Consider the following 20,256-nt stretch of genomic DNA (forward strand, 5'->3'; position numbering starts at 1 on the left):
ACAAATAAATTGAGATCTCAAACAGTTACTTCATTACCATTAAAAAGATCTGCGACTTAAACTTACATCCAGCGCAATCGTTTAACATCCATAAAGAGATGCTCACTTGCGCACTACCCCCAATGAAATGAAAATGTAAGGATTAACCATGTCAGGACTGCGCACCCTAGGCGAGTTCATTGTCGAAAAACAAGCGGATTTCCCCCACGCTAGCGGTGATCTATCATCCCTTTTAGCCTCCATTCGTTTAGCTGCAAAAATCGTTAACCGCGAAATCAACGCAGCGGGTCTCGGTGATATCACTGGTGCTGTAGGCACGGAAAATGTCCAAGGTGAAGACCAGCAAAAGCTCGATGTTTACGCGAACGATAAGTTCAAAGCCGCGCTTGAAGCTCGTGACCAAGTGTGTGGCGTTGCCAGTGAGGAAGAAGACGAAGCGGTTGCTTTCAACAAAGAGCTCAACCAAAACGCCAAATATGTGGTACTGATGGACCCACTTGATGGTTCTTCTAACATCGATGTGAACGTCTCTGTCGGTACTATCTTCTCTATTTATCGCCGTGTTTCACCTATTGGCACACCAGCGACAGAAGAAGATTTCCTTCAGCCTGGTCATAAGCAAGTTGCCGCTGGTTACGTGATTTACGGTTCATCAACCATGTTGGTTTACACCACGGGTAACGGCGTAAACGGCTTTACTTACGACCCATCTATCGGCAGCTTCTGCCTTTCTCATGAAAACATGATGATTCCAGAAGAAGGCAAGATTTATTCGATCAACGAAGGTAACTACATTCGCTTCCCTCAAGGGGTGAAGAAGTACATCAAGTACTGCCAAGAGAATGTGCCAGAAGACGGTCGTCCATACACTTCTCGCTACATTGGCTCATTGGTTGCTGATTTCCACCGCAACTTACTGAAAGGTGGTATCTACCTTTACCCTAGTACGCAAAGCCATCCTCAGGGCAAACTGCGTCTACTTTATGAATGTAACCCAATGGCATTCTTAATTGAGCAAGCGGGCGGTATTGCATCAGACGGCGTCAATCGCATCATGGATATCAAACCAACCGAATTGCACCAACGTGTGCCTTTCTTTGTTGGTTCTAAGAACATGGTTCGCAAAGTTGAAGAGTTCCTTGAACTGCACCGCGACGAAGAATAATTTCAGACCTTTGTCCAACGCGGCAGGTGTTTACCTGCCGCGTTTTTGTCGCTAAAGTGAAACGCGAATTTATCATCAGATGAAGCCGCTTCTGTGTGACTCATCGTTAATGAAAAGGAATATTCTAATGAGCTTAAACCATGTGCCAGCAGGCAAGTCGCTGCCTGAAGACATCTATGTTGTGATCGAAATTCCTGCAAATGCAGATCCAATCAAGTACGAAGTAGATAAAGACTCTGGTGCGGTATTTGTCGACCGTTTCATGTCTGCACCAATGTTCTACCCATGTAACTATGGCTACGTGAACAATACGCTGTCTCTTGATGGCGACCCAGTCGACGTACTGGTACCAACACCATACCCACTCATGCCAGGTTCAGTGATTCGCTGCCGTCCTGTTGGCGTTTTGAAGATGACGGATGAGTCAGGTGAAGACGCAAAAGTGTTTGCGGTTCCACACACCAAAATCTCGAAAGAGTACGATCATATCCAAGATGTGGACGATATCCCAGAACTACTGAAAGCGCAGATCACGCAATTCTTTGAGCGTTACAAAGAGCTTGAAGCGGGCAAATGGGTGAAAGTGGATGGTTGGGCAGATGTTGCTGCCGCTAAAGCTGAGATCCTAGAATCTTACGAGCGCGCTCAGAAAAAATAAGCATCACGGCTGATACAAAATTAAAAAGAGCTGCTTTAGGGCAGCTCTTTTGCTTTTCATCTTGTGTAAGTCAACTAGATAGGCGCGCCTGCAGAAGACATTCGGCCGGCGTCATAGTCATGCTGAAAGAAAGGGTCTAGGTCATCACAAATACCAAAATACGGACGCCCGATAACACCAAGCATATACGCGCTTTGTTCACAATACTCTTGCTTCCCTTGCTGATAACCCGTTTGATAGGCCATGATCAGTTCAGGCGTAGCATGATGAGTACCATCCAGTGCAGCGATGCGATCTTCAGATAAAACTCTTAATCCATCTAAGGCAGACTGCTTACCAAACGCTTGCCAGTCGGTAACATTACTCGAGGTCGGCAGGGTTGTTTGCGCACATGCGGCAAGAATCAACGCCATTGATCCAATTACGAATACCTTCATCATGACTCCTTAGTGACCAGCTCGTCGCTATTGATAATGTCAGTATAGCTCACACCTTTTGACACCAATCTCCGGAAGCGATTTCTTCGGTCAGTTGTTCAGTATCTTGATACAAGTAGATCCAAGCTTGGCCAAACGGCGTGACGATACTCTCTCGACGATACTCTACTGGCACATCTTCCAACTTATCTAGCTCGGATAAGGTTTCATCATCAATCAGATACACTTCACCTTGTATCGAGCGCTGCCCGACAGACAACGCGGGATAAGGACCTAAGTCATACAGTGCGAACTGAGCATCCGTTTCATGCTGACCAAGAAACTGGGCCGAGCTCAGAAAGTGATGATTACACTCTCCTTCACGCAAGGTCCCATATACAAAAACTAAATGCTGCATAACCACTCCTTAGTCATGAACTTTATGTACGCAGACGAACAAGCTCTAATCGAACTCAAATTGATAGAGTAGGTCAACCGCACTATCTACACCAGAAACCGCCTCTAAATACAGATCTTGCATCAATCGATAACGCACAGTGAACTCGCCTAGTGAGTTAAAGATGCCGACGCCGTATTTCACCTGTAATCCCGGCAGAATGTAACCACTGACGGTCACTTGAGAATCATCGCCCGAACCCGCCGTATCCAATTGTAAATCTTGAACCCCAAAGGCTTCGCCGATTTCACCAACCACGCGTCCACTCTTTGCCAAACTTAGGCCGATCAACGTGGTCGTCATAGCATTGCCTCCCGCTTCGCCATCAATGTCTTGACCGCGAAGTAGGTAAGAGAGCGCATTCGCTTGAGGCATCGCTGGCTCAGAGAATATCTCCACATTTGGATCCGATGCTGGTCCTGTTACACGCACACCAGCAATCACGTCATCTTGGGTATTATCTGGATTTCGAATCGCCTTAATAGAAACGTACGGCTGATCTGCCGGGCCATTCATTAAGATCTTACCCTCTTCAATCACCAAATCCTGACCAAAAGAACGGTAAGAACCGTCGACGATATTAACCTCACCAACGATGAACGGACCTTTATCTTTCTGTGTCACATTGAGGTTACCTTTCAGACCACCTTTCAAGCCAAAGGCGGCCAGTTGGAAGTCATCACCGATCTTAATGTTGATATCCGTTTCAACATCAAATGGCATTGGCTCGATATCACTCACAGGCTGTAAGTTCTGGTCCAAAATCACGGTGTCGCTTGAAACACCAACCGCACTTGGTGGCAGCTCTTCAACCACTACTCGTCCCCAAGGCAGATTAATATTACCTTCGACCTTAGCAAGCTGTGGTGTGACATCAATAGTCATGTCCGGCTCAACTTTGATTTTTACCATTGGTGGAAGATCCACCTGAAGCTCTTTCGCAAATACGCGCGCTTTGGTATGCCAATTTTGTAGATCCTGCCAATCGGCCTCACCGGTCACTTCCAACTCACCATCTGGCGTCATGATACCCGCATCAAGATCCGCTTGGTGACCTTTAAAGTTGATCGCGACCTGACCGGAGTTAATGTCTATCGGCGTGACTTCACCTTGTAGCTTCATTTGATCAATCAAGAACTGACCGTTGACCTTAGGGTGCATAACATCACCAGATATCGCCAAATCAGTATTCATGTTCGCTTTGAATAGGCTGTACTCACCTATCAACGGCGCTAAGAAATCCAGATGGAATGTCGATAGCGAGACCTTACCGTCAATCTCAGGCTGCTCAGACGTTACATCGACCAAAGAAACCTGACCAGATAAGTCACCGTTGTCTCTCACATCAAATAACCACTCAGCATCTAACTTGTCTTTTGCCAGCGCCGCTTTAAAGCTAAAGCTTTCCCAACCAAGTGTTATCGACTGCTCTAGTGCTTGCTCTACTTGACCTTTAGGCATATCAACGTTCACCGTGACTTCCGGCTTCATCTCTGGTGCCCATTTTGCTGCTGCTTGCGCGTTGACCGACCCTTGTAATTTCGTCTCTGGCGGCAGGAACTGCTTGATTTGTTCAAAGTCAAAGTCGTTCACGGCTAACTTGGCTTCGCCACTTTGACCAACACTAATATCTTCGGTCAAACAAACACTCGAATTGGCTTGCAGCCAACAATGTGCTTGAACATCAGCGATTTGTTTATCAATGTTGACTTTAACCGCCGTCGACTTCTGCAACGCCCAAGGTCCCTGCGGCGTGCTCAAAGTAAGACGACGCAATGCACCATCCCAGATCATTTGCGGCTTCTGTATGAATGAGCCTTCAATTTCTAAGCTGGTTGATACAATGTCAGACACTACATCTAGCGTCAGTTGGTGCAGTTTTTCATCCCCAGAGACTTCAAGGTCTGCACTATCAACTTTAATTTCGTCGTAGGTAATGTTGTTCGCAATGAGGCTTAAGTTCGCTTTCGGTGCTGGCAGAGGCGTCACATCCCCCTTCAAAGTTATGTTTTCGACGTTCGCTTGCTGCTGCCAGTTCACTTGGTTTAGCGCTAGGTCTAATTTGATGTCAGGCTCTTTCAAGCTACCACGCAGCGCCACGTTGCCTTGCATCTTACCCGCTAGATCCGGAACACTTTTCGCAAAATCGGGGAAGTTAACCTCAACATCCATTAATATCTGTTTATCAATCTTACCCTTGGCACTCAATTGGTTAGGGCCATGAGAAAGCGCTAAACCTTGCGTGGTAAGCTGAATGTCTTCACCTCTGCCATTCTTATCAGACGCTTCAAGTTGACCTTCCACATTCAGCGGATAACCGCGCAAAATGCCATCGATATCTAACTTAGGTAAACTGACTTGCCAACCGCCTTGTTCTGTTAAAGAACCTGAAGTCGAGAGGCTGCCACTGATATCGCCTTCCGCCTCTTCCCATTGAAGCCCTGGTTGAATATGTTGCAAATTAAGGTCAGCTTGCCAGTTGATTGGCGCAGCCCAATTCGCCATCACCTGACCGGATAGCTCACCGCCCAATGTTTTGACTACCAGGCTTTCAAGATCGATTTGCTCTAATGTGCCTTTGCCGTTTAGTGCAACATCTACAGCAGGAATATCTTTACCCGAAGCTTGTGTTTCTAGTGCCACAGTGTATCCGTCCAGGGAACCTTTTGCAGATAAACTTGGTACCGATACTTGATAATCACTTTGACCGATTAACGGCCATTGCGCTTGCACATTTTTGATTGCAACATCAAAGGGTAACTGAGCTTTCAGGGGCTGAAGTTCACCTTTGATCTCCGCTTCGACTAGTTCAGATAAGGTCGCAGTGAGAGAAAGATCTCCCACCGAACCAGCAGCTGACAGCGACAGCTTTTGTCCCTTCGCATCCGCTTGCTTCACCAGCGCATCGAGCTGAGCTTTGAGAGGATAGTCGGCAGAAAGCGTTACTTGCGTGCTTAACTTACCTTCCACTTCAGGCATATCGAGCTCTAATGTTTTCACATCAACACGGTCGCCCCCCGCTTTCGCTACAGCACCAAGGTGGTGAACGATCACCGGCTTCTCACCTGCAAGCTTGAAGTTATGAATATCGAGGCGTCTTGCTTCCACAGTGAGTGGAATCCACACCTCAGGTAACACAATATCTTGCGGCGGAGCGTCAGCGTCTTTCGGCTCGTCGGTGGCGGCTTCAGGTTCAGCTTCACTTGGAGCCAGTGCAACATTGATGTCTTTTAATGCCGTCGGCGCAATCACTAAACGGTCGCCTTGCATAGAAAGCCCGGTAGAGAAATCTTGCCAGTCAATTTGGTTGCCCAAAATGTTTAAGTTAATGTCATCAAAACTGACCTTATTAACAAAAATAGGGACTGGTGTACTGACTGTACGTAATGGCGGTGTCTCCTCTGGCTCTTCGCCTGCCGGAGGGAGCTCTGGCATCTGAAAGTTAACACCTTGCAGGGTTAGCTCATCGACACAGACTTTAGGATCAAAGAAACAACGGAAGTTAACCGCTAACGCTAAACGATCGACTTTTGCGTCGATGTTCAAAGATTCGTCGACAAAACTGACGTTCTGTAGCTCAAAACGAGGAAATAATGAACCCTGAACTTTCTCTATCTGTAGTTGCGGTAAAGCCTTTTCTGCTCCCCACAACGCGAGCTTAAGACCAGGGTGAGTAAATAGCACTGTCGCAACAAAAATGATGAGCAACAGCAATAGACCAATCAAACTTAGCGACAGCCATTTGGTCCACTTAAACATCATTTTGATCATAACTCAGGCCCCAATGAGAAGTGGATGCGGAACTCTCTTTCTGGTTTTTCATCCAGTCCCCACGCAAAATCAAAGCTAACCGGTCCAACCGGAGACGCCCAACGGATACCCACACCAGCACCCGATTTCCATTCAGGTGTTTCGTTAAATGCATCACCAATATCGTAGAAGGTGGCTGCCCACCAGTTTCCATACACGCGATATTGATATTCTAATGTGCTGCTAACGATGTATTTACCACCCGTCAAGGCGCCACTTTCATCCACAGGTGAAATAGACTCGTATCCATAACCACGAATGTTGTTATCACCACCAGCGAAGAAACGCAGAGAAGGCGAAAGCTTTTCAAATTCGTCAGTGATGTTCGCACCACCTTCTAAACGGAACAAACCACGATGATTATCACCGATCCCGCGGATCCAAGATGATCGCCCTAATAGGCGCAATACTCGCGTTTCTGACAGCAAAGCAGGATCACCATATTCGATCGTTACACTTTGTTTATCCCCCCACATTGGCATGTTGCCACCACGGACACGAGTTCGTGAAAAAGTGGCTCCGGGTAACACAAATTGCACCCCATCATCTTGCAGACCTTGAGAGAAGTTTTCGTACAAGTGACGAACATAAATGGTTTTATGCCAGCCGCCATCAGTTAGCCAATGTCGTTCAACTGCCAGGTTGGATTCCAAACTCTCCGTATCTCGGTTATCAAGGTGCTTTAAACCAAATTGCAGTTGGTAGTATTCACGCAACACATCATCAAGCGGGATTTTGTATCCTGCCGTGATCGTCTGTTCTGGCTTTGATAGTGATAACGCCGTATTAAAGCTGTGACCACGTGAACTAACCCATGGTTTTTTCCATTTTAACGTGCCACGCACACCAGTATCGGTCGAGTAACCAAGGCCGGTTTCTATTTGGTTTTTTGACGCTGGCGCGAGCGAGACCTTAATTGGCAATTCGCGTCCCTCATCCAATTTACTTAAATCAGGCTCAACAAAAACCGATGAAAACCAATCGGTATTAGACAGGTTTTGGTTGTACTCTCCCACTTGCGAAACCAAGTAAGGTTCACCAATTTCAAAAGGTCGCATTGATTCAACACGGTTTTCCCAAATCTGACTACCAGTAATGTTAATCGGACCAAAGTGATAACGAATACCACTGTCATAATGCAAACGCACGTTCGCTTCATTGAAGTCAGGAATCACTTCAAGTTTGCTGAGCTTGTAATCACCATTGAAATAACCACGCTGCAACGCCAAGTTACGAATACCCGATTTCAGGCTATCGTATTCGCCTTGATTCAATACTTTGCCGACTTTAAGCGGTGAACGTTCAATAAGTTTGGCGAACTCTTCATCGTCTTTTGCTTCACCTGTGATCACCACATCCATGACTTTCACTTTCACAGGTAAACCCGGCTTGATGCTGACGATCAACTCATCATTCCCTTCCGGAATAGAGTATGAAATTTTTGCATGATAATACCCAAGCGCATTAAGAGCTTCAGTGATACTTTGATCTAATCTCGCTTGAAAACGCAGAGAAGTGGAGTAGTCCTTCGCTGGAATGGACGACAGGTACGCACTGACATTCTCTTCTAAAGCGCCATCGATGCCTTTTAAAGTCAAAGAAACATCGGCATAGGCACCATGAGAAAAGGCAAACAGGCCAACAATGGTGAGGAGAGCTTTTTTTATCATGCTTTTTTGGCTGAATGAGGTTAAGTAAACGTAAATAATGATAACGCCAATTAAAGTCTAAGTCTGTAATATTAATAGGTTTAACGCGGTCTATGTCATCACAGCATCAGATACAGACGAAATGAAAAAGTTCGCAAATTTAAGACACGTATTGAAGGACAAATACCATGCTCAACAAACAAACATTGATCAGTATAGAAGATGCCTTGCCAGGTAGAGATCAACCGATGCAGGTTGAAGATCATCATTTTGTAAATAAATCTAACTTAAAGGCACCATTGGAGCCGCATCAACAACAAATTCTGCTGGGAATGGGCTGCTTTTGGGGCGCTGAGCGCGTATTTTGGCAACTGGATGGGGTTATCTCCACTTCGGTTGGCTACGCCGGTGGATATACGCCCAATCCTACTTATGAAGAGGTGTGTACGGGTAAAACAGGCCATACAGAGGTAGTACGAGTCGTCTTCGATGAACGCGTGATTTCCTTAGAAAAACTACTGGCCGTTTTTTGGGAGAAACATGACCCAACCCAGGGGATGCGTCAAGGTAACGATTTGGGCACACAATACCGTTCGGCTATTTATACTTATTCCGCGAAGCAGCAAGAGAGCGCAGAAAAATCGAAGCTCTTGTATCAAAAAGCACTGCAAGAGGAACTACGCGCGAACATCACCACTGAGATACAGCCAGCGGGCCCGTATTATTTTGCCGAAACTTACCACCAGCAATATCTGGCTAAAAACCCTGACGGTTACTGCGGTATCGGTGGCACAGGTGTTTGCTTTCCACCCAGCTTACAAAGTTAGTTCCTAGGACTAACTGAAACCAAAAAGAGCGACCGAATAGGTCGCTCTTTTTTGAAATCGAAAACTAAATTCAAGCCAACGGGCTCTTAAACAGACAACGAAGCAATCACTTGGTTGACTTCTTTAAAGATGGTGAGTCTTTTCTGATCGTTGACGTCAGGGAGCAAAACTTTGCCATTGTCGAACTGAAAACATCCAACCCCAGCAATAAAGAATTGACCTTTGAACAACGTTTTAACGAAACGTGCCACTTGTAATGGTCGGTATACAGCAAACTCACGTAGCATAACTCACCTCAATTCCTTTGAGAAAACACGGATTGCTTATTTATCCTCTGCAATCTTGATGCGCAATCTGCGACGAGGTTCATTTTAGCAAATTCTAAATATAACGCAATATTACACCACCCCATACGTTAAATAAATGTTATCAACAGTTCTACAAATTTCCTAGATCTGGATATATACTGGAAAACTTCCAACTCGTACGGAATATAACAATATGAAAACTAAGACTCTCCTACCTCTACTATTGGCTATAACGCCAAGCTTTGCGTTTGCACACAACCTATCTGTCGGTGAGACCGTTCCTTCTGCCAAGGTCGCGGCTTATGGCGAGATTGTTTTGCAAGGTGAGGGCGTGGCATACCAACCATGGGCAACCCAGCATATGCAGGGTAAGGTTCGTGTTATTCAAGCCATCGCAGGTCGTAGCAGTTCAAAAGAAATGAACGCCCCTTTGATGTCAGCAATAACCGCCGCGCAATTCCCGCAAGAAAACTACCAAACAACTACGATCATTAACCAAGATGATGCAATCTGGGGGACAGGTTCGTTCGTGAAATCTTCAGCCCAAGACAGCAAAAAAGAGTTTCCTTGGTCATCTATGGTTCTGGATGAAAATGGCGTAGTCGCCAACACTTGGGATCTTAAAGAAGAAAGCTCTGCCATTATTGTTCAAGACAAAACAGGCAAAGTGCTGTTTGTAAAAGAAGGCGCACTTGAGCAAGATGAAATTGCAAAGGTGATCGAGCTAATTAAACAGAACATCTAGTCTCGTTGCTTGGCTCCTTAATATCCGTAGTACGCAGTATAAGGAGCCATGCGACCAAACTTAAAGCTTGAGATTTCTGTTGCCCCTAGTTTAACGCTCAGTGATTCCACCAAGGAGACTGTCTCAGATTCGGCGACATCACATGTGTTGACGTAAATTTTCCCACTAGCCAACAAAAGAGTGAACTTTTACTCATTATGGGTGTTATATTATAACAGTCGGTAAGAGGAGCTCAGATGTACCACCACCAGCAAAAGATACGGAAGCATTGGCATCGCACTGTTTTATTTTTCAGTGTCGCGTTGCTGATCGCTTGGAACTTTGCGGTAATCCTTCATCAAGTTGATCTGACTCCCGAACACCACACACACCATCATTGCCAGCTATTTTCTGGGGTTCAGCACGGCATAGCCAAAGCTCAACCGACCCTATCGTTGCCAACATTTACGCGCATCCAATACCATGATGTCTTTCAGCGCCTTGTTAATAGTGAAGACATTCGTGGTGCAGCTCGTGCCCCGCCTTATTTTGCTTAATTTCCAAACTATTCCACACTCAACATAATTTGTGCGTATTCCTACACCTCACGTGTCAACGAATCGCACCTTAGTAAATACAAATCTGATCCGGTATTGCTCGGGTTAGTGCCAGCAAAATTAGGAAACACAAAATGTCATCGAAACATGTTTTAGCGCTTGTCATTGGTCTCTCTTTATCGACAGCAGCAAATGCGGACGAATACCGTCAGCACGGTGCTCATGTGCATGGTCACGTCGAATTTAATATCGCCCAAGATGGAAAGGATCTGTTAGTGGAGATTACTGCTCCCGGAGCCGATGTGGTCGGTTTCGAGCATGCTCCAGAAAATGAACAGCAAGAGCAAGCACTTAAACAAGCAATTGCTACCCTAGAAGACAGCAACACACTGTTTGCTATTAACGCGCAAGCCAATTGTGATATTGAAGAAGCTTACGTAAACCATAACCTCAGCACCCCTCATGAAGACCATGATCATAGCGAGCACGACCATGATGACCATACAAATCACGATCATGAAGGGCACGAACACCATGATCACCACAATGAACATCATGATGAACATGAGCACCATGACGGTCACGATGCTCACCATGAGGAGCATGAAAATGGCGGACATGGTGAGTTTTCGGTGCAATATCGATTCAGCTGTGACCAAGTTAACCAACTCAGTCACATTCAAACCGACTGGTTTAATCAATTTCCAACGACTGAGTCAATCAACGTCAATATATTCACTGACACCATGCAATCAGCCATCAAACTGAGCAAAGATAACTCCCAAATCGTAATCAAATAACACGAGTGGCGTGTAAGTACACACTTACACGCCAATGCTTTGGTGATTTAGTATGACTGAAATCATGTCAAACGTTGTTGAGCTAAATAATGCCCATTTTGTCTGGCCCGGTTCAACACACGCAACCATTCATATTCCACAGTTACATATTGCCCAAGGTGAGCACGTATTTATCAAAGGTCCCAGTGGCTGCGGTAAATCTACGATGCTTGCCCTACTAACTGGCATCAACACGTTAACATCAGGCGCTCTATCCGTACTGAATACTGACCTTGTTAGTTTAAGTGCAAGTCAAAGAGACAAATTTCGCGCCGATCACATTGGCTATATCTTTCAGCAGTTCAATTTATTGCCTTATTTAAACGTACTTGAAAACGTACTACTGCCTTGCCAATTCAGTCAAACACGACGTGGCCGCGCTCATTCAAGAGTGCCATCTCAAACGTTAGAAGAGCAAGCTCAAGCTCTGCTTGAAAGACTCCACCTACCCAGCGAGCTTCATGCGCGTCCTGTATCGGAGCTGAGCATTGGCCAACAACAACGTGTTGCGGCTGCACGAGCACTCATTGGGTATCCGGGGTTAGTGATTGCTGACGAGCCAACCTCCGCTTTAGACCATGATAACCGTAAAGCGTTTATTGAACTCCTGATGGAGCAAACGAATCAAGCCAACGCTACGCTGATCTTCGTCAGTCACGATCCAACGCTTGAGCCCTTATTTGACCGCACACTTAACCTACCAGATATTAACCAAGCATCTGACCTAGGAGTCGCATCATGAGCGCTGTTGCAAAGCTCGCGTGGAAGAGCTTAATCAATCGTAAGGCGACGGCAATATTAACCATCATGACAGTCGCGATTTCTGTCGTACTCCTTTTAGGAGTAGAGCGCATTCGTACTCAGGCAAAAGATAGCTTCGCCAATACAATTTCAGGCACCGACCTCATCATTGGTGGCCGTTCTGGACAAGTGAACTTGCTGCTCTACTCTGTATTTCGCATTGGCAATGCCACCAACAACATTGACTGGAAGAGCTACCAAGAGTTTGCCAATCATCGAGCAGTAGATTGGGCGATTCCAATCTCACTTGGCGACTCGCACAAAGGGTTCCGAGTCATGGGAACCAACCACAGCTATTTTGAACACTATAAATTCGGAAGTAAGCAATCACTAACATTTTCAGAAGGCCGAGAATTCAATGGCTTATTTGAAACCGTGCTCGGTTCTGATGTCGCAAAACAGCTGGGGTATCACGTCGGTAGTGAAATCATCATTGCCCACGGCATTAGTGATGTAGGCTTTAGCCGACATGACAACCTGCCATTCAAAGTTGTCGGGATTCTTGCGCCCACAGGCACGCCAGTCGACAAAACCGTTCATGTCTCGCTAGAAGCTATCGAAGCGATTCACGTCGGATGGGAAAGCGGTGCACGTTTAGGCCCAACACCCAAAGCACAAGATCTCAAAAACAGAGACTTTCAGCCCAAGCAAATTACCGCGATGCTGGTCGGTTTGAAATCTCGTATTCAGACTTTCGCCCTACAAAGGCAAATCAACACTTATCCCAAAGAACCGCTTAGCGCGATTATGCCCGGGGTTGCGTTGCATGAATTGTGGGGAATGATGTCTGTTGCCGAGCAAGCCTTAATGGCAGTGTCTGGCTTTGTGGTGATTGCAGGATTACTCGGCATGCTAAGCAGCTTATTAACCAGCTTACAGGAGCGCCGCCGTGAAATGGCGATTTTGCGCGCTATGGGGGCAAGACCTCGTCATGTTTTCTCATTATTGATCAGCGAAGCCAGTCTACTTACTGCCGCCGGAATTGTGACTGGAGTGGCAGGGCTGTATGCCATTCTCGCCATCGTGCAACCCATCATTCAACAGCATTATGGAATACATCTGACTTTAAGCCTCTTATCGCCCTATGAATGGATGCTATTAGGTTTCGTACAATGCGCTGGAATTGTAATTGGTTTCATCCCGGCTTTTCGCGCCTACCGACAGTCACTAAGTGACGGAATGACAATAAGGATTTAATAAAATGTGGAGAAAAATACTCGCAAGTTGCTTGCTGATCGTCTCATTTATAGCACCAGTACTCGCAAGCGAGGAGCCATTAACGCTCGACTGGATTGATCTAGTACCTGAGAAAGAACGCAAACTGTTCGACAGCGTGGGCATGCCAGCTTCTGATCACAGTGGCGGCGCAGCGCAACAGTCTAAAATTGGTAACGTTCGACCAGAGCTAAATGGAAGCCAAGTTAAAATCCCGGGCTTTGTCATCCCGCTTGAAGGTGACGCGAATACCGTCACCGAGTTTTTGTTGGTGCCATACTTTGGAGCTTGTATCCACGTACCACCACCGCCACCAAACCAAATCATTTACGTGAAGTTTCCCAAAGGCGCACCCGTTCAAGAACTGTGGGATGTCATATATGTGATTGGAGAGTTGAAAACCGAGACGATAAGCCACGAGCTGGCTGAAACGGCTTACGTTATTGAGGGATCGAAAATAGAAGCCTACGACGATATGTAGTTTAAGTCGTTGACATGCATCGGTACACCTAAGGCGTCACATCGGCGCCTTTTTTAGTTCTGTGTTACACGATATAACGAGACAAATACGCTAATACGCCAACATAAATAACCAAAAGAAACGCTATCGACAGGTGCTTTTTGAGTTTACCTGCTTCTGAGAACTTCATTGTCCCTCCAAAATAACGATAACAATTTTAACAACTCATTATCATTTTGGATAGCCCTATTCGTTCAAAAACTGAGAACTCCTATCTGGTCGCCTGGTTAGATAAGGTGTAAATTTAAACAAGCGAACAGCGCAGTTCTTGGTAGGAAAATTAATGGCAGAACCGACAAAGCAACCTGTTGTCATCGAACATCAGTCAAACGCACAAAAAAATACGCAACAAGAAAAGAAGCAGGGCTACATCAAAGACAGTGCCAGCAAGGTAAAAACCATTGCCCAAATACACGGTCTTGATGCCTTACTACAAACCGATCCACCAGCCAAATCCGCGCTTGAAAGAGCCCAACTGCGTGAACAGAGACGCCAAGAACAGCGACAAAAAAACCTAGAGCAGATTCTAAAGCTAGCACACAGTTCATGCCGAGATGAAACTGCCGGAGAGCCCGACCAAGACTGGTTGTATCGTTTTTTTGAAATGGCTCAAGACATCCATAACAACGCGATGCAAAAGTTATGGGCTCAAGTGATGAAGCGTGAAGTGACAAACCCAGGCTCGACGTCTATGAAAGCGCTCAAAATCCTCAAAGATATGTCACCAAAAGAAGCGCAAACTCTGCAAAGAGCCGCCTCTCTGGCGTGCAGTTTTGGAGGGGATCACAGTCGCAAGCTGTTAATTGGTTATAAAGCGCAAGGAGGAATATTTAGCTTCGGCAAACGAGACATCGCCAACAGCTTAAACATGGGAAGTTTTCAGTTGCCCTATTCAAGTTTGTTGCTGTTGATTGAACTAGGGTTACTGCATAGTACCGAGCTTGAATCTGGCGAAATTGGTATCGAGACGCCATTGATCCTCACCTACCAAGGTAAAAACTTGTCGCTGAACGTGAACAGCAAAGGCGTCCGTCTTTTATATTACCGCTTCACGCCAACAGGCAATGAACTCTGTACCTTGCTCGGTAACAAACCACATGCCGACTACTACGACCAAATGCTTGCGCTTTTAAATCATAGATTTAGTGTCCATAGTGACGCTAAAAGTACGGTTCATCATACCGTGTAGGCAGTTTGAGAAGCATTTGACCACCCATGATCCAAATGCTTCTTAAGCCGATCAAAGAGCTTGAGGTCACCAATGATCCAAATGCTTATTTATCGGATCACTGCACGCGACTTAAGCGCTTCCAAGCACAAGTCCACCAGCTCATCGACGCTTTTTTCGCCCGCTGGTAAATCGACTTCCGGATTCTTCGGTGCTTGATATTCAGAATCAATACCAGTGAAGTTAGGAATTTCTCCCGCACGTGCTTTGCGGTACAAACCTTTAGGATCGCGACCTTCGCAGACTTCTAGAGATGCATTGACGAACACTTCGATAAACTCACCTTCTGGCAATAAGTCGCGCACTAGCTGTCGCTCTGCACGATGCGGTGAAATGAACGCCGACAACACAATTAAGCCTGCATCCGCCATCAGTTTAGCCAGTTCACCAATACGACGAATGTTCTCGCGACGATCCTGCTCAGAAAAGCCCAAATCACTACACAGGCCATGTCGCACATTGTCACCATCCAATAAATAAGTGTGGTAACCCAATGCTGCAAGGCGATTTTCCAACGCCCCCGCTACGGTTGATTTACCCGCTCCAGATAAGCCGGTAAACCACAATACGGCAGGTTTTTGCTTCTTTAATTCAGCACGAAACTGTTTATCAACCGAATGCTGGTGCCAAACAATGTTTTCATCTTTTACCGTCGTTTCGGCAGTCATAACGTATCCTTGTAAATATCGGAATTAAAACGGGAAGAAGACCGGAATCAAAGTAAGTACTAATACAGAGTACACAATCGAAATCGGCACACCAATTCTCACATAGTCGGTCAATTTATAATTTCCTACGCTGTACACCAGCAAGTTGGTTTGATAACCGTAGGGAGAAATAAAGCTCGCACTGGCGCCAAACAAGACCGCCATAATGAATGGCATCGGATCAACGCCATAACCGACCGCCATGCTATAGCCAATAGGAAAAGAAAGCGCAGCCGCGGCATTATTCGTCACCAGTTCAGTAAGAACTAATGTCATGATGTAAGTTGCGACCAAGGCTCCAAACACGCCCCAGCCATTGAACGCTTCAATAAACATCGCTCCCATTCTCTCTGACAAGCCGGAAGAGATCATCAATTGAGCGATGGACAAAGCAGAGCCGACAATCACAACGATATCAATTGGGAAACGGCGGCGCAGTTCTGAAATCTGTACAATGCCAAACGCGATAAGTGCGATAAGATACGCGGCAAGGCCTTTAATAATCGGTACTAGTTCTAATAGCGCACACCCAATTACGGCAGCAAAGCCCAGTAGCACGATGGAGGATTTATTTGTATCAAGCCGAGCGCTAGAGTCCAAATCATGCACTAAAACAAACTCTTTACGATGAGCTCGACGCTCCGATTCAAAACGCTTCCCCGGAACCAGAACTAACGTGTCACCTGGCGCTAAGGTAATGCTACCCAAACCGCCCTCTAGGCGCTCATGGCCACGACGAATAGCCACAACAACGGCATCAAAGCGGTCACGGAATCGGCTCTCTTTAAGTGTTTTATAGCAAAACGTCGCGGATGAGCTCACCACAACTTCAATAAAATTTTGCCCATTCAAGTGCTGCTGACCAAAAAGCTTGAGGCCCGGAATTTCTTGCAGGGTCGCGACGCTCTCAACATCACCACAAAACAACAAACGGTCTTTCGCATTGAGTACGAAATCCGGTCCTACAGAGGAAACCGTCACGCCATCTCGTACAACCTCCGCAAGAAACAGTTTGCGCAGCGCACGTAAATTATTCTCGCTGACCGTGCGCCCAACTAACGGTGAACCAGGCTCTACGCGAGACTCAAGAAAGTACGGTAAATCTTCTTGGCTTTGATCATCGTAGTTCGGCAGTAAGTAACTGAGCGGGATAAGAATCAGCATTCCTCCCACCAACACCGCCAAGCCAATCATCGTGGGTGTAAAAAAGTTCAGGCTCGGCAAACCGGCATCTTCTACAAAGCTGTTGATGATTAAGTTGGTCGACGTACCTATCAAAGTTAACGTGCCACCAAAAATGGCCGCGTAAGACAGCGGGATGAGTAATTTCGAAGGCGCATGCTGCTGATTACGCTTAATCGCCCCAATCAATGAGACAACCACGGCGGTATTATTCGTGAATGAAGAGAGCAAGGCCGTTGATACACCGAGCTTAGCGATCACACTACCTAACTGGCCTTCAGAAATACTACGGCTCACCCAACTGATTAGTAACGTTTTTTCTAAAGCACACGATGCAAGAATCAGCAGAACCAGAGTCAATAACGAAGAGTTGGTAAAGTTGGATGCGATCGTGGCTGAATCCATCATTCCCGCCATAAATGCAATAAAAGCGGCACCCGCAAAGACATAACTAGGCTTAATTTTTGTGACAAGCAAACAAGTGATAATGCCAAGCAAAATCGCTAATACAAACCCTTGTTCCCACATAGCCTTTCCTTACCAAATCGCCCAAAGGGCACAACAACGACTCATTTATCCGTGAGACACCAGACAAACGAGTAAACAGACCAAAATCAGCGCAAGCGAAAAGAACATCAGAATGCTCGGTTTTCTTGGGCTTCACCGAAGCATTCTGGTATTAGGAGAATAACCTAACTGCATTTCGCAACTCAGTTAGGCAGCGACGCCCCAAGCACAACAACAGATAGAATCAGAGCTTATCGTGCTCGGGCGCGCCAATTACTTTTTCAGCAATTGGCTGACGTCTTTTGCTTCCCAGTGTGGGAAGTGTTTACGCACAAGTGCATTCAGCTCAACTTCAAACGCAGAGATGTCCGTCAAGTCGCGCTCAACCACCGCGAGGCTTTCTTTGACCATGCCTGCACCAACCGTCACATTCGTCAGACGATCGATAATGATGAAGCCGCCGGTATCAGCACAATCTTGGTAATTGTCCAGCGCAACTGACTCATTGAGAGACCATTCACACAAGCCAATACCATTCAATGGCAGCTCTGCCGCACTATGAGTCGATAGGTTGTTGATATCATATTGGTAACGAATAGCTTCAACATGGCCCACAGTTTTCTTACCCGCGATTTTGATGTCGTAGTCACGACCCGGTTGCAGAGGTTGTTCTGTCATCCATACCACATCGGCAAGCAAGTGGTTTGTGGTTTCCACTTGAGCATTGTCTAGGACAATCAAATCGCCACGGCTAATATCGATCTCATCGCTTAGCGTCAGAGTGACCGCTAACCCAGCACGAGCTTCCTCAATATCACCATCAAACGTAACAATGCGTGCAACAGTTGACGTTTTCCCCGATGGCAATGCTTTGATGGCATCACCAACTTTGATCGAACCTGAAGAAATCGTCCCCGCAAAACCACGGAAATCGAGGTTAGGACGGTTAACGTATTGCACTGGGAAGCGGAACTCACCCGCACCTTTTTCTTGATCCACATCGACCGTTTCAAGAAGTTCAAGCAATGACGGGCCTTTAAACCAGCTTAGGTTTTGCCCTTTATCCACCACATTGTCACCCTCAAGCGCCGAAATCGGGATGATTTGAATATCAATATCCCCGGTCAGGTTCTCAGAAAACTTAAGATACTCATCGCGGATTTCTTCAAAGCGCTCTTGCGAGTAATCCACTAAATCCATCTTGTTGATCGCCACAACAAAGTGTTTCAAACCCAGTAGGTTGGAAATAAAAGAGTGACGACGAGTTTGATCAAGAATGCCTTTACGTGCATCAACTAAGATCACCGCTAAGTCACACGTCGATGCGCCTGTCGCCATATTGCGCGTGTACTGCTCGTGCCCAGGAGTATCGGCGATGATGAACTTACGTTTCTGCGTCGAGAAATAGCGGTAAGCCACATCAATCGTGATCCCCTGCTCGCGCTCAGCTTGTAAGCCATCGACCAACAACGCAAGGTCAGGCTTTTCACCCGTGGTGCCCACACGTTGGCTGTCTGAGTGCACTGCCGCTAGCTGATCTTCATAAATTTGTTTTGAGTCATGGAGTAAGCGACCGATTAGTGTACTTTTACCGTCATCTACCGAGCCACAAGTCAAGAATCTAAGTAACGACTTGTACTGGTGTTGTGTTAAATAGCCTTCGATACCAAGCTCGGCTAATTGAGCTTCAACTGCACTGTTCATTATCTTTCCTTAGATCCTTTAGAAGTAACCTTGACGTTTCTTTAGCTCCATCGATCCTGACTGATCGTGGTCGATCGCTCGACCTTGGCGCTCACTCGACGTTGCCACCAGCATCTCTTCGATAATGCCGGTCAAAGTGTTCGCTTCAGACTCGATAGCCCCAGTCAATGGATAACAACCAAGAGTACGGAAGCGCACACTCTTCTCTTCAATCACTTCACCCGGTTGAAGCTCCATACGATCATCATCAACCATGATCAGCATGCCATCGCGTTCAACAACTGGGCGTTTGTCCGCGAGGTAAAGCGGCACGATCTCGATGTTTTCTAAATAGATGTATTGCCAGATATCAAGCTCAGTCCAGTTAGACAGTGGGAATACACGAATGCTCTCACCCTTATTAACCTGGCCGTTGTACGTCTTCCATAGCTCAGGACGTTGATTTTTAGGGTCCCAGGTATGGTTCTTGTCACGGAACGAATACACTCGTTCTTTTGCGCGTGATTTTTCTTCATCACGACGAGCGCCACCAAAAGCAGCATCAAAGCCATATTTGTTTAGCGCCTGCTTAAGACCTTGCGTTTTCATGATGTCCGTATGCTTTGACGAGCCATGAACAAACGGACTGCAGCCCATTGCTAGACCTTCTGGGTTCTTATGTACCAAAAGCTCAAAGCCGTATTTGGCAGCGGTGCGATCGCGAAACTCAATCATCTCGCGGAATTTCCAGTCGGTATCGACATGCAAAAGTGGAAATGGAATTTTGCCCGGGTAAAACGCTTTACGCGCTAGATGCAGCATCACTGATGAGTCTTTACCAATCGAATACATCATGACTGGGTTATCAAACTCAGCCGCAACTTCGCGGATAATATGGATACTCTCCGCTTCGAGTTGTTTAAGGTGAGTTAAACGTTGTTGGTCCATGTTTTGTATTTCCTTTTTAAGCTTGAAGGCGCATTACGTCTCTAATCTTTGGTCT

At 46.2% G+C, this 20,256-nt stretch carries 19 protein-coding genes; 10 read left to right on the forward strand and 9 right to left on the reverse strand.

What is annotated here, in order from left to right:
* Positions 1-148 precede the first annotated feature (148 nt).
* Both fbp and ppa read left to right on the forward strand, forming a co-directional pair.
* The gene (fbp, locus tag F7Y48_RS12935) at positions 149-1,165 is read left to right on the forward strand and encodes a class 1 fructose-bisphosphatase (RefSeq protein WP_005392321.1); all 1,017 of its coding nucleotides are present in this window, start codon (positions 149-151) and stop codon (positions 1,163-1,165) included.
* A 127-nt stretch (positions 1,166-1,292) separates the two neighbouring features.
* Positions 1,293-1,823, forward strand: coding sequence for an inorganic diphosphatase (gene ppa, locus F7Y48_RS12940; protein WP_012841160.1), 531 nt, complete (start codon positions 1,293-1,295; stop codon positions 1,821-1,823).
* Between the two features lie 74 nt (positions 1,824-1,897).
* Here the strand turns inward: ppa and F7Y48_RS12945 are convergent, their stop codons facing one another.
* Genes F7Y48_RS12945 through F7Y48_RS12960 form a run of 4 tightly spaced genes read right to left on the reverse strand, consistent with a single transcriptional unit; the run spans position 1,898 to position 8,176 of the window.
* Complete coding sequence (locus F7Y48_RS12945; RefSeq protein WP_074191999.1) at positions 1,898-2,260, reverse strand: DUF2799 domain-containing protein; 363 nt, start codon at positions 2,258-2,260, stop codon at positions 1,898-1,900.
* 49 nt (positions 2,261-2,309) lie between these two features.
* The gene (locus F7Y48_RS12950; RefSeq protein WP_316684461.1) at positions 2,310-2,657 is read right to left on the reverse strand and encodes a gamma-glutamylcyclotransferase; all 348 of its coding nucleotides are present in this window, start codon (positions 2,655-2,657) and stop codon (positions 2,310-2,312) included.
* 45 nt (positions 2,658-2,702) lie between these two features.
* The gene (locus tag F7Y48_RS12955; RefSeq protein ID WP_316684462.1) at positions 2,703-6,467 is read right to left on the reverse strand and encodes a translocation/assembly module TamB domain-containing protein; all 3,765 of its coding nucleotides are present in this window, start codon (positions 6,465-6,467) and stop codon (positions 2,703-2,705) included.
* A complete protein-coding gene (locus F7Y48_RS12960) occupies positions 6,464-8,176 on the reverse strand; it encodes an autotransporter assembly complex protein TamA (RefSeq protein WP_046874047.1) in 1,713 nt (570 codons plus the stop codon). Before F7Y48_RS12960 ends, F7Y48_RS12955 begins: the two co-directional genes overlap by 4 nt.
* A gap of 167 nt (positions 8,177-8,343) precedes the next feature.
* Between F7Y48_RS12960 and msrA the strand changes: the two genes are divergently transcribed.
* Positions 8,344-8,982, forward strand: coding sequence for a peptide-methionine (S)-S-oxide reductase MsrA (msrA, locus tag F7Y48_RS12965; RefSeq protein ID WP_316684465.1), 639 nt, complete (start codon positions 8,344-8,346; stop codon positions 8,980-8,982).
* A gap of 86 nt (positions 8,983-9,068) precedes the next feature.
* Here msrA and F7Y48_RS12970 read toward each other — a convergent pair whose 3' ends face one another.
* Positions 9,069-9,269, reverse strand: a complete 201-nt coding sequence (locus tag F7Y48_RS12970) for a DUF1107 domain-containing protein (RefSeq protein ID WP_012841164.1) — start codon at positions 9,267-9,269, stop codon at positions 9,069-9,071.
* Positions 9,270-9,483: 214 nt separating this feature from the next.
* Between F7Y48_RS12970 and F7Y48_RS12975 the strand changes: the two genes are divergently transcribed.
* From F7Y48_RS12975 to F7Y48_RS13005, 7 genes are all read left to right on the forward strand, one after another.
* Positions 9,484-10,035 carry a YtfJ family protein gene (locus tag F7Y48_RS12975; protein ID WP_316684467.1) on the forward strand — a complete coding sequence of 184 codons (552 nt, stop codon included), beginning with the start codon at positions 9,484-9,486 and terminating at the stop codon, positions 10,033-10,035.
* Between the two features lie 236 nt (positions 10,036-10,271).
* Complete coding sequence (locus F7Y48_RS12980; RefSeq protein ID WP_012841165.1) at positions 10,272-10,571, forward strand: DUF2607 family protein; 300 nt, start codon at positions 10,272-10,274, stop codon at positions 10,569-10,571.
* Positions 10,572-10,705: 134 nt separating this feature from the next.
* Positions 10,706-11,371: a zinc uptake protein ZrgA gene (zrgA, locus tag F7Y48_RS12985; RefSeq protein ID WP_104969024.1), complete on the forward strand. Its 666-nt coding sequence runs from the start codon at positions 10,706-10,708 to the stop codon at positions 11,369-11,371.
* A 52-nt stretch (positions 11,372-11,423) separates the two neighbouring features.
* Positions 11,424-12,152 (forward strand): ABC transporter ATP-binding protein, encoded by a 729-nt coding sequence (locus F7Y48_RS12990; RefSeq protein ID WP_316684470.1) that lies wholly within the window; start codon positions 11,424-11,426, stop codon positions 12,150-12,152.
* Positions 12,149-13,408 (forward strand): ABC transporter permease, encoded by a 1,260-nt coding sequence (locus F7Y48_RS12995; protein ID WP_047009029.1) that lies wholly within the window; start codon positions 12,149-12,151, stop codon positions 13,406-13,408. The genes F7Y48_RS12990 and F7Y48_RS12995 overlap by 4 nt, the downstream gene beginning before the upstream one ends.
* Before the next feature lie 4 nt (positions 13,409-13,412).
* A complete protein-coding gene (locus tag F7Y48_RS13000; protein ID WP_206946795.1) occupies positions 13,413-13,907 on the forward strand; it encodes a DUF3299 domain-containing protein in 495 nt (164 codons plus the stop codon).
* 322 nt (positions 13,908-14,229) lie between these two features.
* Entirely contained in the window at positions 14,230-15,135 is a 906-nt protein-coding gene (locus F7Y48_RS13005; protein WP_206946797.1) for a TIGR03899 family protein, read from the forward strand.
* A gap of 89 nt (positions 15,136-15,224) precedes the next feature.
* Here F7Y48_RS13005 and cysC read toward each other — a convergent pair whose 3' ends face one another.
* From cysC to cysD, 4 genes are all read right to left on the reverse strand, one after another.
* Complete coding sequence (gene cysC / locus F7Y48_RS13010) at positions 15,225-15,842, reverse strand: adenylyl-sulfate kinase (protein ID WP_005392350.1); 618 nt, start codon at positions 15,840-15,842, stop codon at positions 15,225-15,227.
* A 24-nt stretch (positions 15,843-15,866) separates the two neighbouring features.
* Positions 15,867-17,591 carry an SLC13 family permease gene (locus tag F7Y48_RS13015; RefSeq protein WP_124007393.1) on the reverse strand — a complete coding sequence of 575 codons (1,725 nt, stop codon included), beginning with the start codon at positions 17,589-17,591 and terminating at the stop codon, positions 15,867-15,869.
* A gap of 252 nt (positions 17,592-17,843) precedes the next feature.
* On the reverse strand, positions 17,844-19,274 hold the full coding sequence (gene cysN / locus F7Y48_RS13020) for a sulfate adenylyltransferase subunit CysN (RefSeq protein ID WP_006742973.1): 1,431 nt from the start codon (positions 19,272-19,274) through the stop codon (positions 17,844-17,846).
* An 18-nt stretch (positions 19,275-19,292) separates the two neighbouring features.
* Positions 19,293-20,201, reverse strand: a complete 909-nt coding sequence (gene cysD / locus F7Y48_RS13025) for a sulfate adenylyltransferase subunit CysD (RefSeq protein ID WP_005379592.1) — start codon at positions 20,199-20,201, stop codon at positions 19,293-19,295.
* Between the last annotated feature and the right edge of the window lie 55 nt (positions 20,202-20,256).

Origin of the sequence: Vibrio sp. 2-1-2a, assembly GCF_032648565.1 — a bacterium.
Taxonomy (GTDB): Bacteria; Pseudomonadota; Gammaproteobacteria; order Enterobacterales; family Vibrionaceae; genus Vibrio; species Vibrio diabolicus.

Excerpts from the sequence above, each read along its gene's own strand:
- fbp (WP_005392321.1), top strand. The coding sequence starts at position 149 with ATGTCAGGACTGCGCACCCTAGGCGAGTTCATTGTCGAAAAACAAGCG.
- ppa (WP_012841160.1), top strand. The coding sequence starts at position 1,293 with ATGAGCTTAAACCATGTGCCAGCAGGCAAGTCGCTGCCTGAAGACATC.
- F7Y48_RS12945 (WP_074191999.1), bottom strand. The coding sequence starts at position 2,260 with ATGAAGGTATTCGTAATTGGATCAATGGCGTTGATTCTTGCCGCATGT.
- F7Y48_RS12950 (WP_316684461.1), bottom strand. The coding sequence starts at position 2,657 with ATGCAGCATTTAGTTTTTGTATATGGGACCTTGCGTGAAGGAGAGTGT.
- F7Y48_RS12955 (WP_316684462.1), bottom strand. The coding sequence starts at position 6,467 with ATGATCAAAATGATGTTTAAGTGGACCAAATGGCTGTCGCTAAGTTTG.
- F7Y48_RS12960 (WP_046874047.1), bottom strand. The coding sequence starts at position 8,176 with ATGATAAAAAAAGCTCTCCTCACCATTGTTGGCCTGTTTGCCTTTTCT.
- msrA (WP_316684465.1), top strand. The coding sequence starts at position 8,344 with ATGCTCAACAAACAAACATTGATCAGTATAGAAGATGCCTTGCCAGGT.
- F7Y48_RS12970 (WP_012841164.1), bottom strand. The coding sequence starts at position 9,269 with ATGCTACGTGAGTTTGCTGTATACCGACCATTACAAGTGGCACGTTTC.
- F7Y48_RS12975 (WP_316684467.1), top strand. The coding sequence starts at position 9,484 with ATGAAAACTAAGACTCTCCTACCTCTACTATTGGCTATAACGCCAAGC.
- F7Y48_RS12980 (WP_012841165.1), top strand. The coding sequence starts at position 10,272 with ATGTACCACCACCAGCAAAAGATACGGAAGCATTGGCATCGCACTGTT.
- zrgA (WP_104969024.1), top strand. The coding sequence starts at position 10,706 with ATGTCATCGAAACATGTTTTAGCGCTTGTCATTGGTCTCTCTTTATCG.
- F7Y48_RS12990 (WP_316684470.1), top strand. The coding sequence starts at position 11,424 with ATGACTGAAATCATGTCAAACGTTGTTGAGCTAAATAATGCCCATTTT.
- F7Y48_RS12995 (WP_047009029.1), top strand. The coding sequence starts at position 12,149 with ATGAGCGCTGTTGCAAAGCTCGCGTGGAAGAGCTTAATCAATCGTAAG.
- F7Y48_RS13000 (WP_206946795.1), top strand. The coding sequence starts at position 13,413 with ATGTGGAGAAAAATACTCGCAAGTTGCTTGCTGATCGTCTCATTTATA.
- F7Y48_RS13005 (WP_206946797.1), top strand. The coding sequence starts at position 14,230 with ATGGCAGAACCGACAAAGCAACCTGTTGTCATCGAACATCAGTCAAAC.
- cysC (WP_005392350.1), bottom strand. The coding sequence starts at position 15,842 with ATGACTGCCGAAACGACGGTAAAAGATGAAAACATTGTTTGGCACCAG.
- F7Y48_RS13015 (WP_124007393.1), bottom strand. The coding sequence starts at position 17,591 with ATGTGGGAACAAGGGTTTGTATTAGCGATTTTGCTTGGCATTATCACT.
- cysN (WP_006742973.1), bottom strand. The coding sequence starts at position 19,274 with ATGAACAGTGCAGTTGAAGCTCAATTAGCCGAGCTTGGTATCGAAGGC.
- cysD (WP_005379592.1), bottom strand. The coding sequence starts at position 20,201 with ATGGACCAACAACGTTTAACTCACCTTAAACAACTCGAAGCGGAGAGT.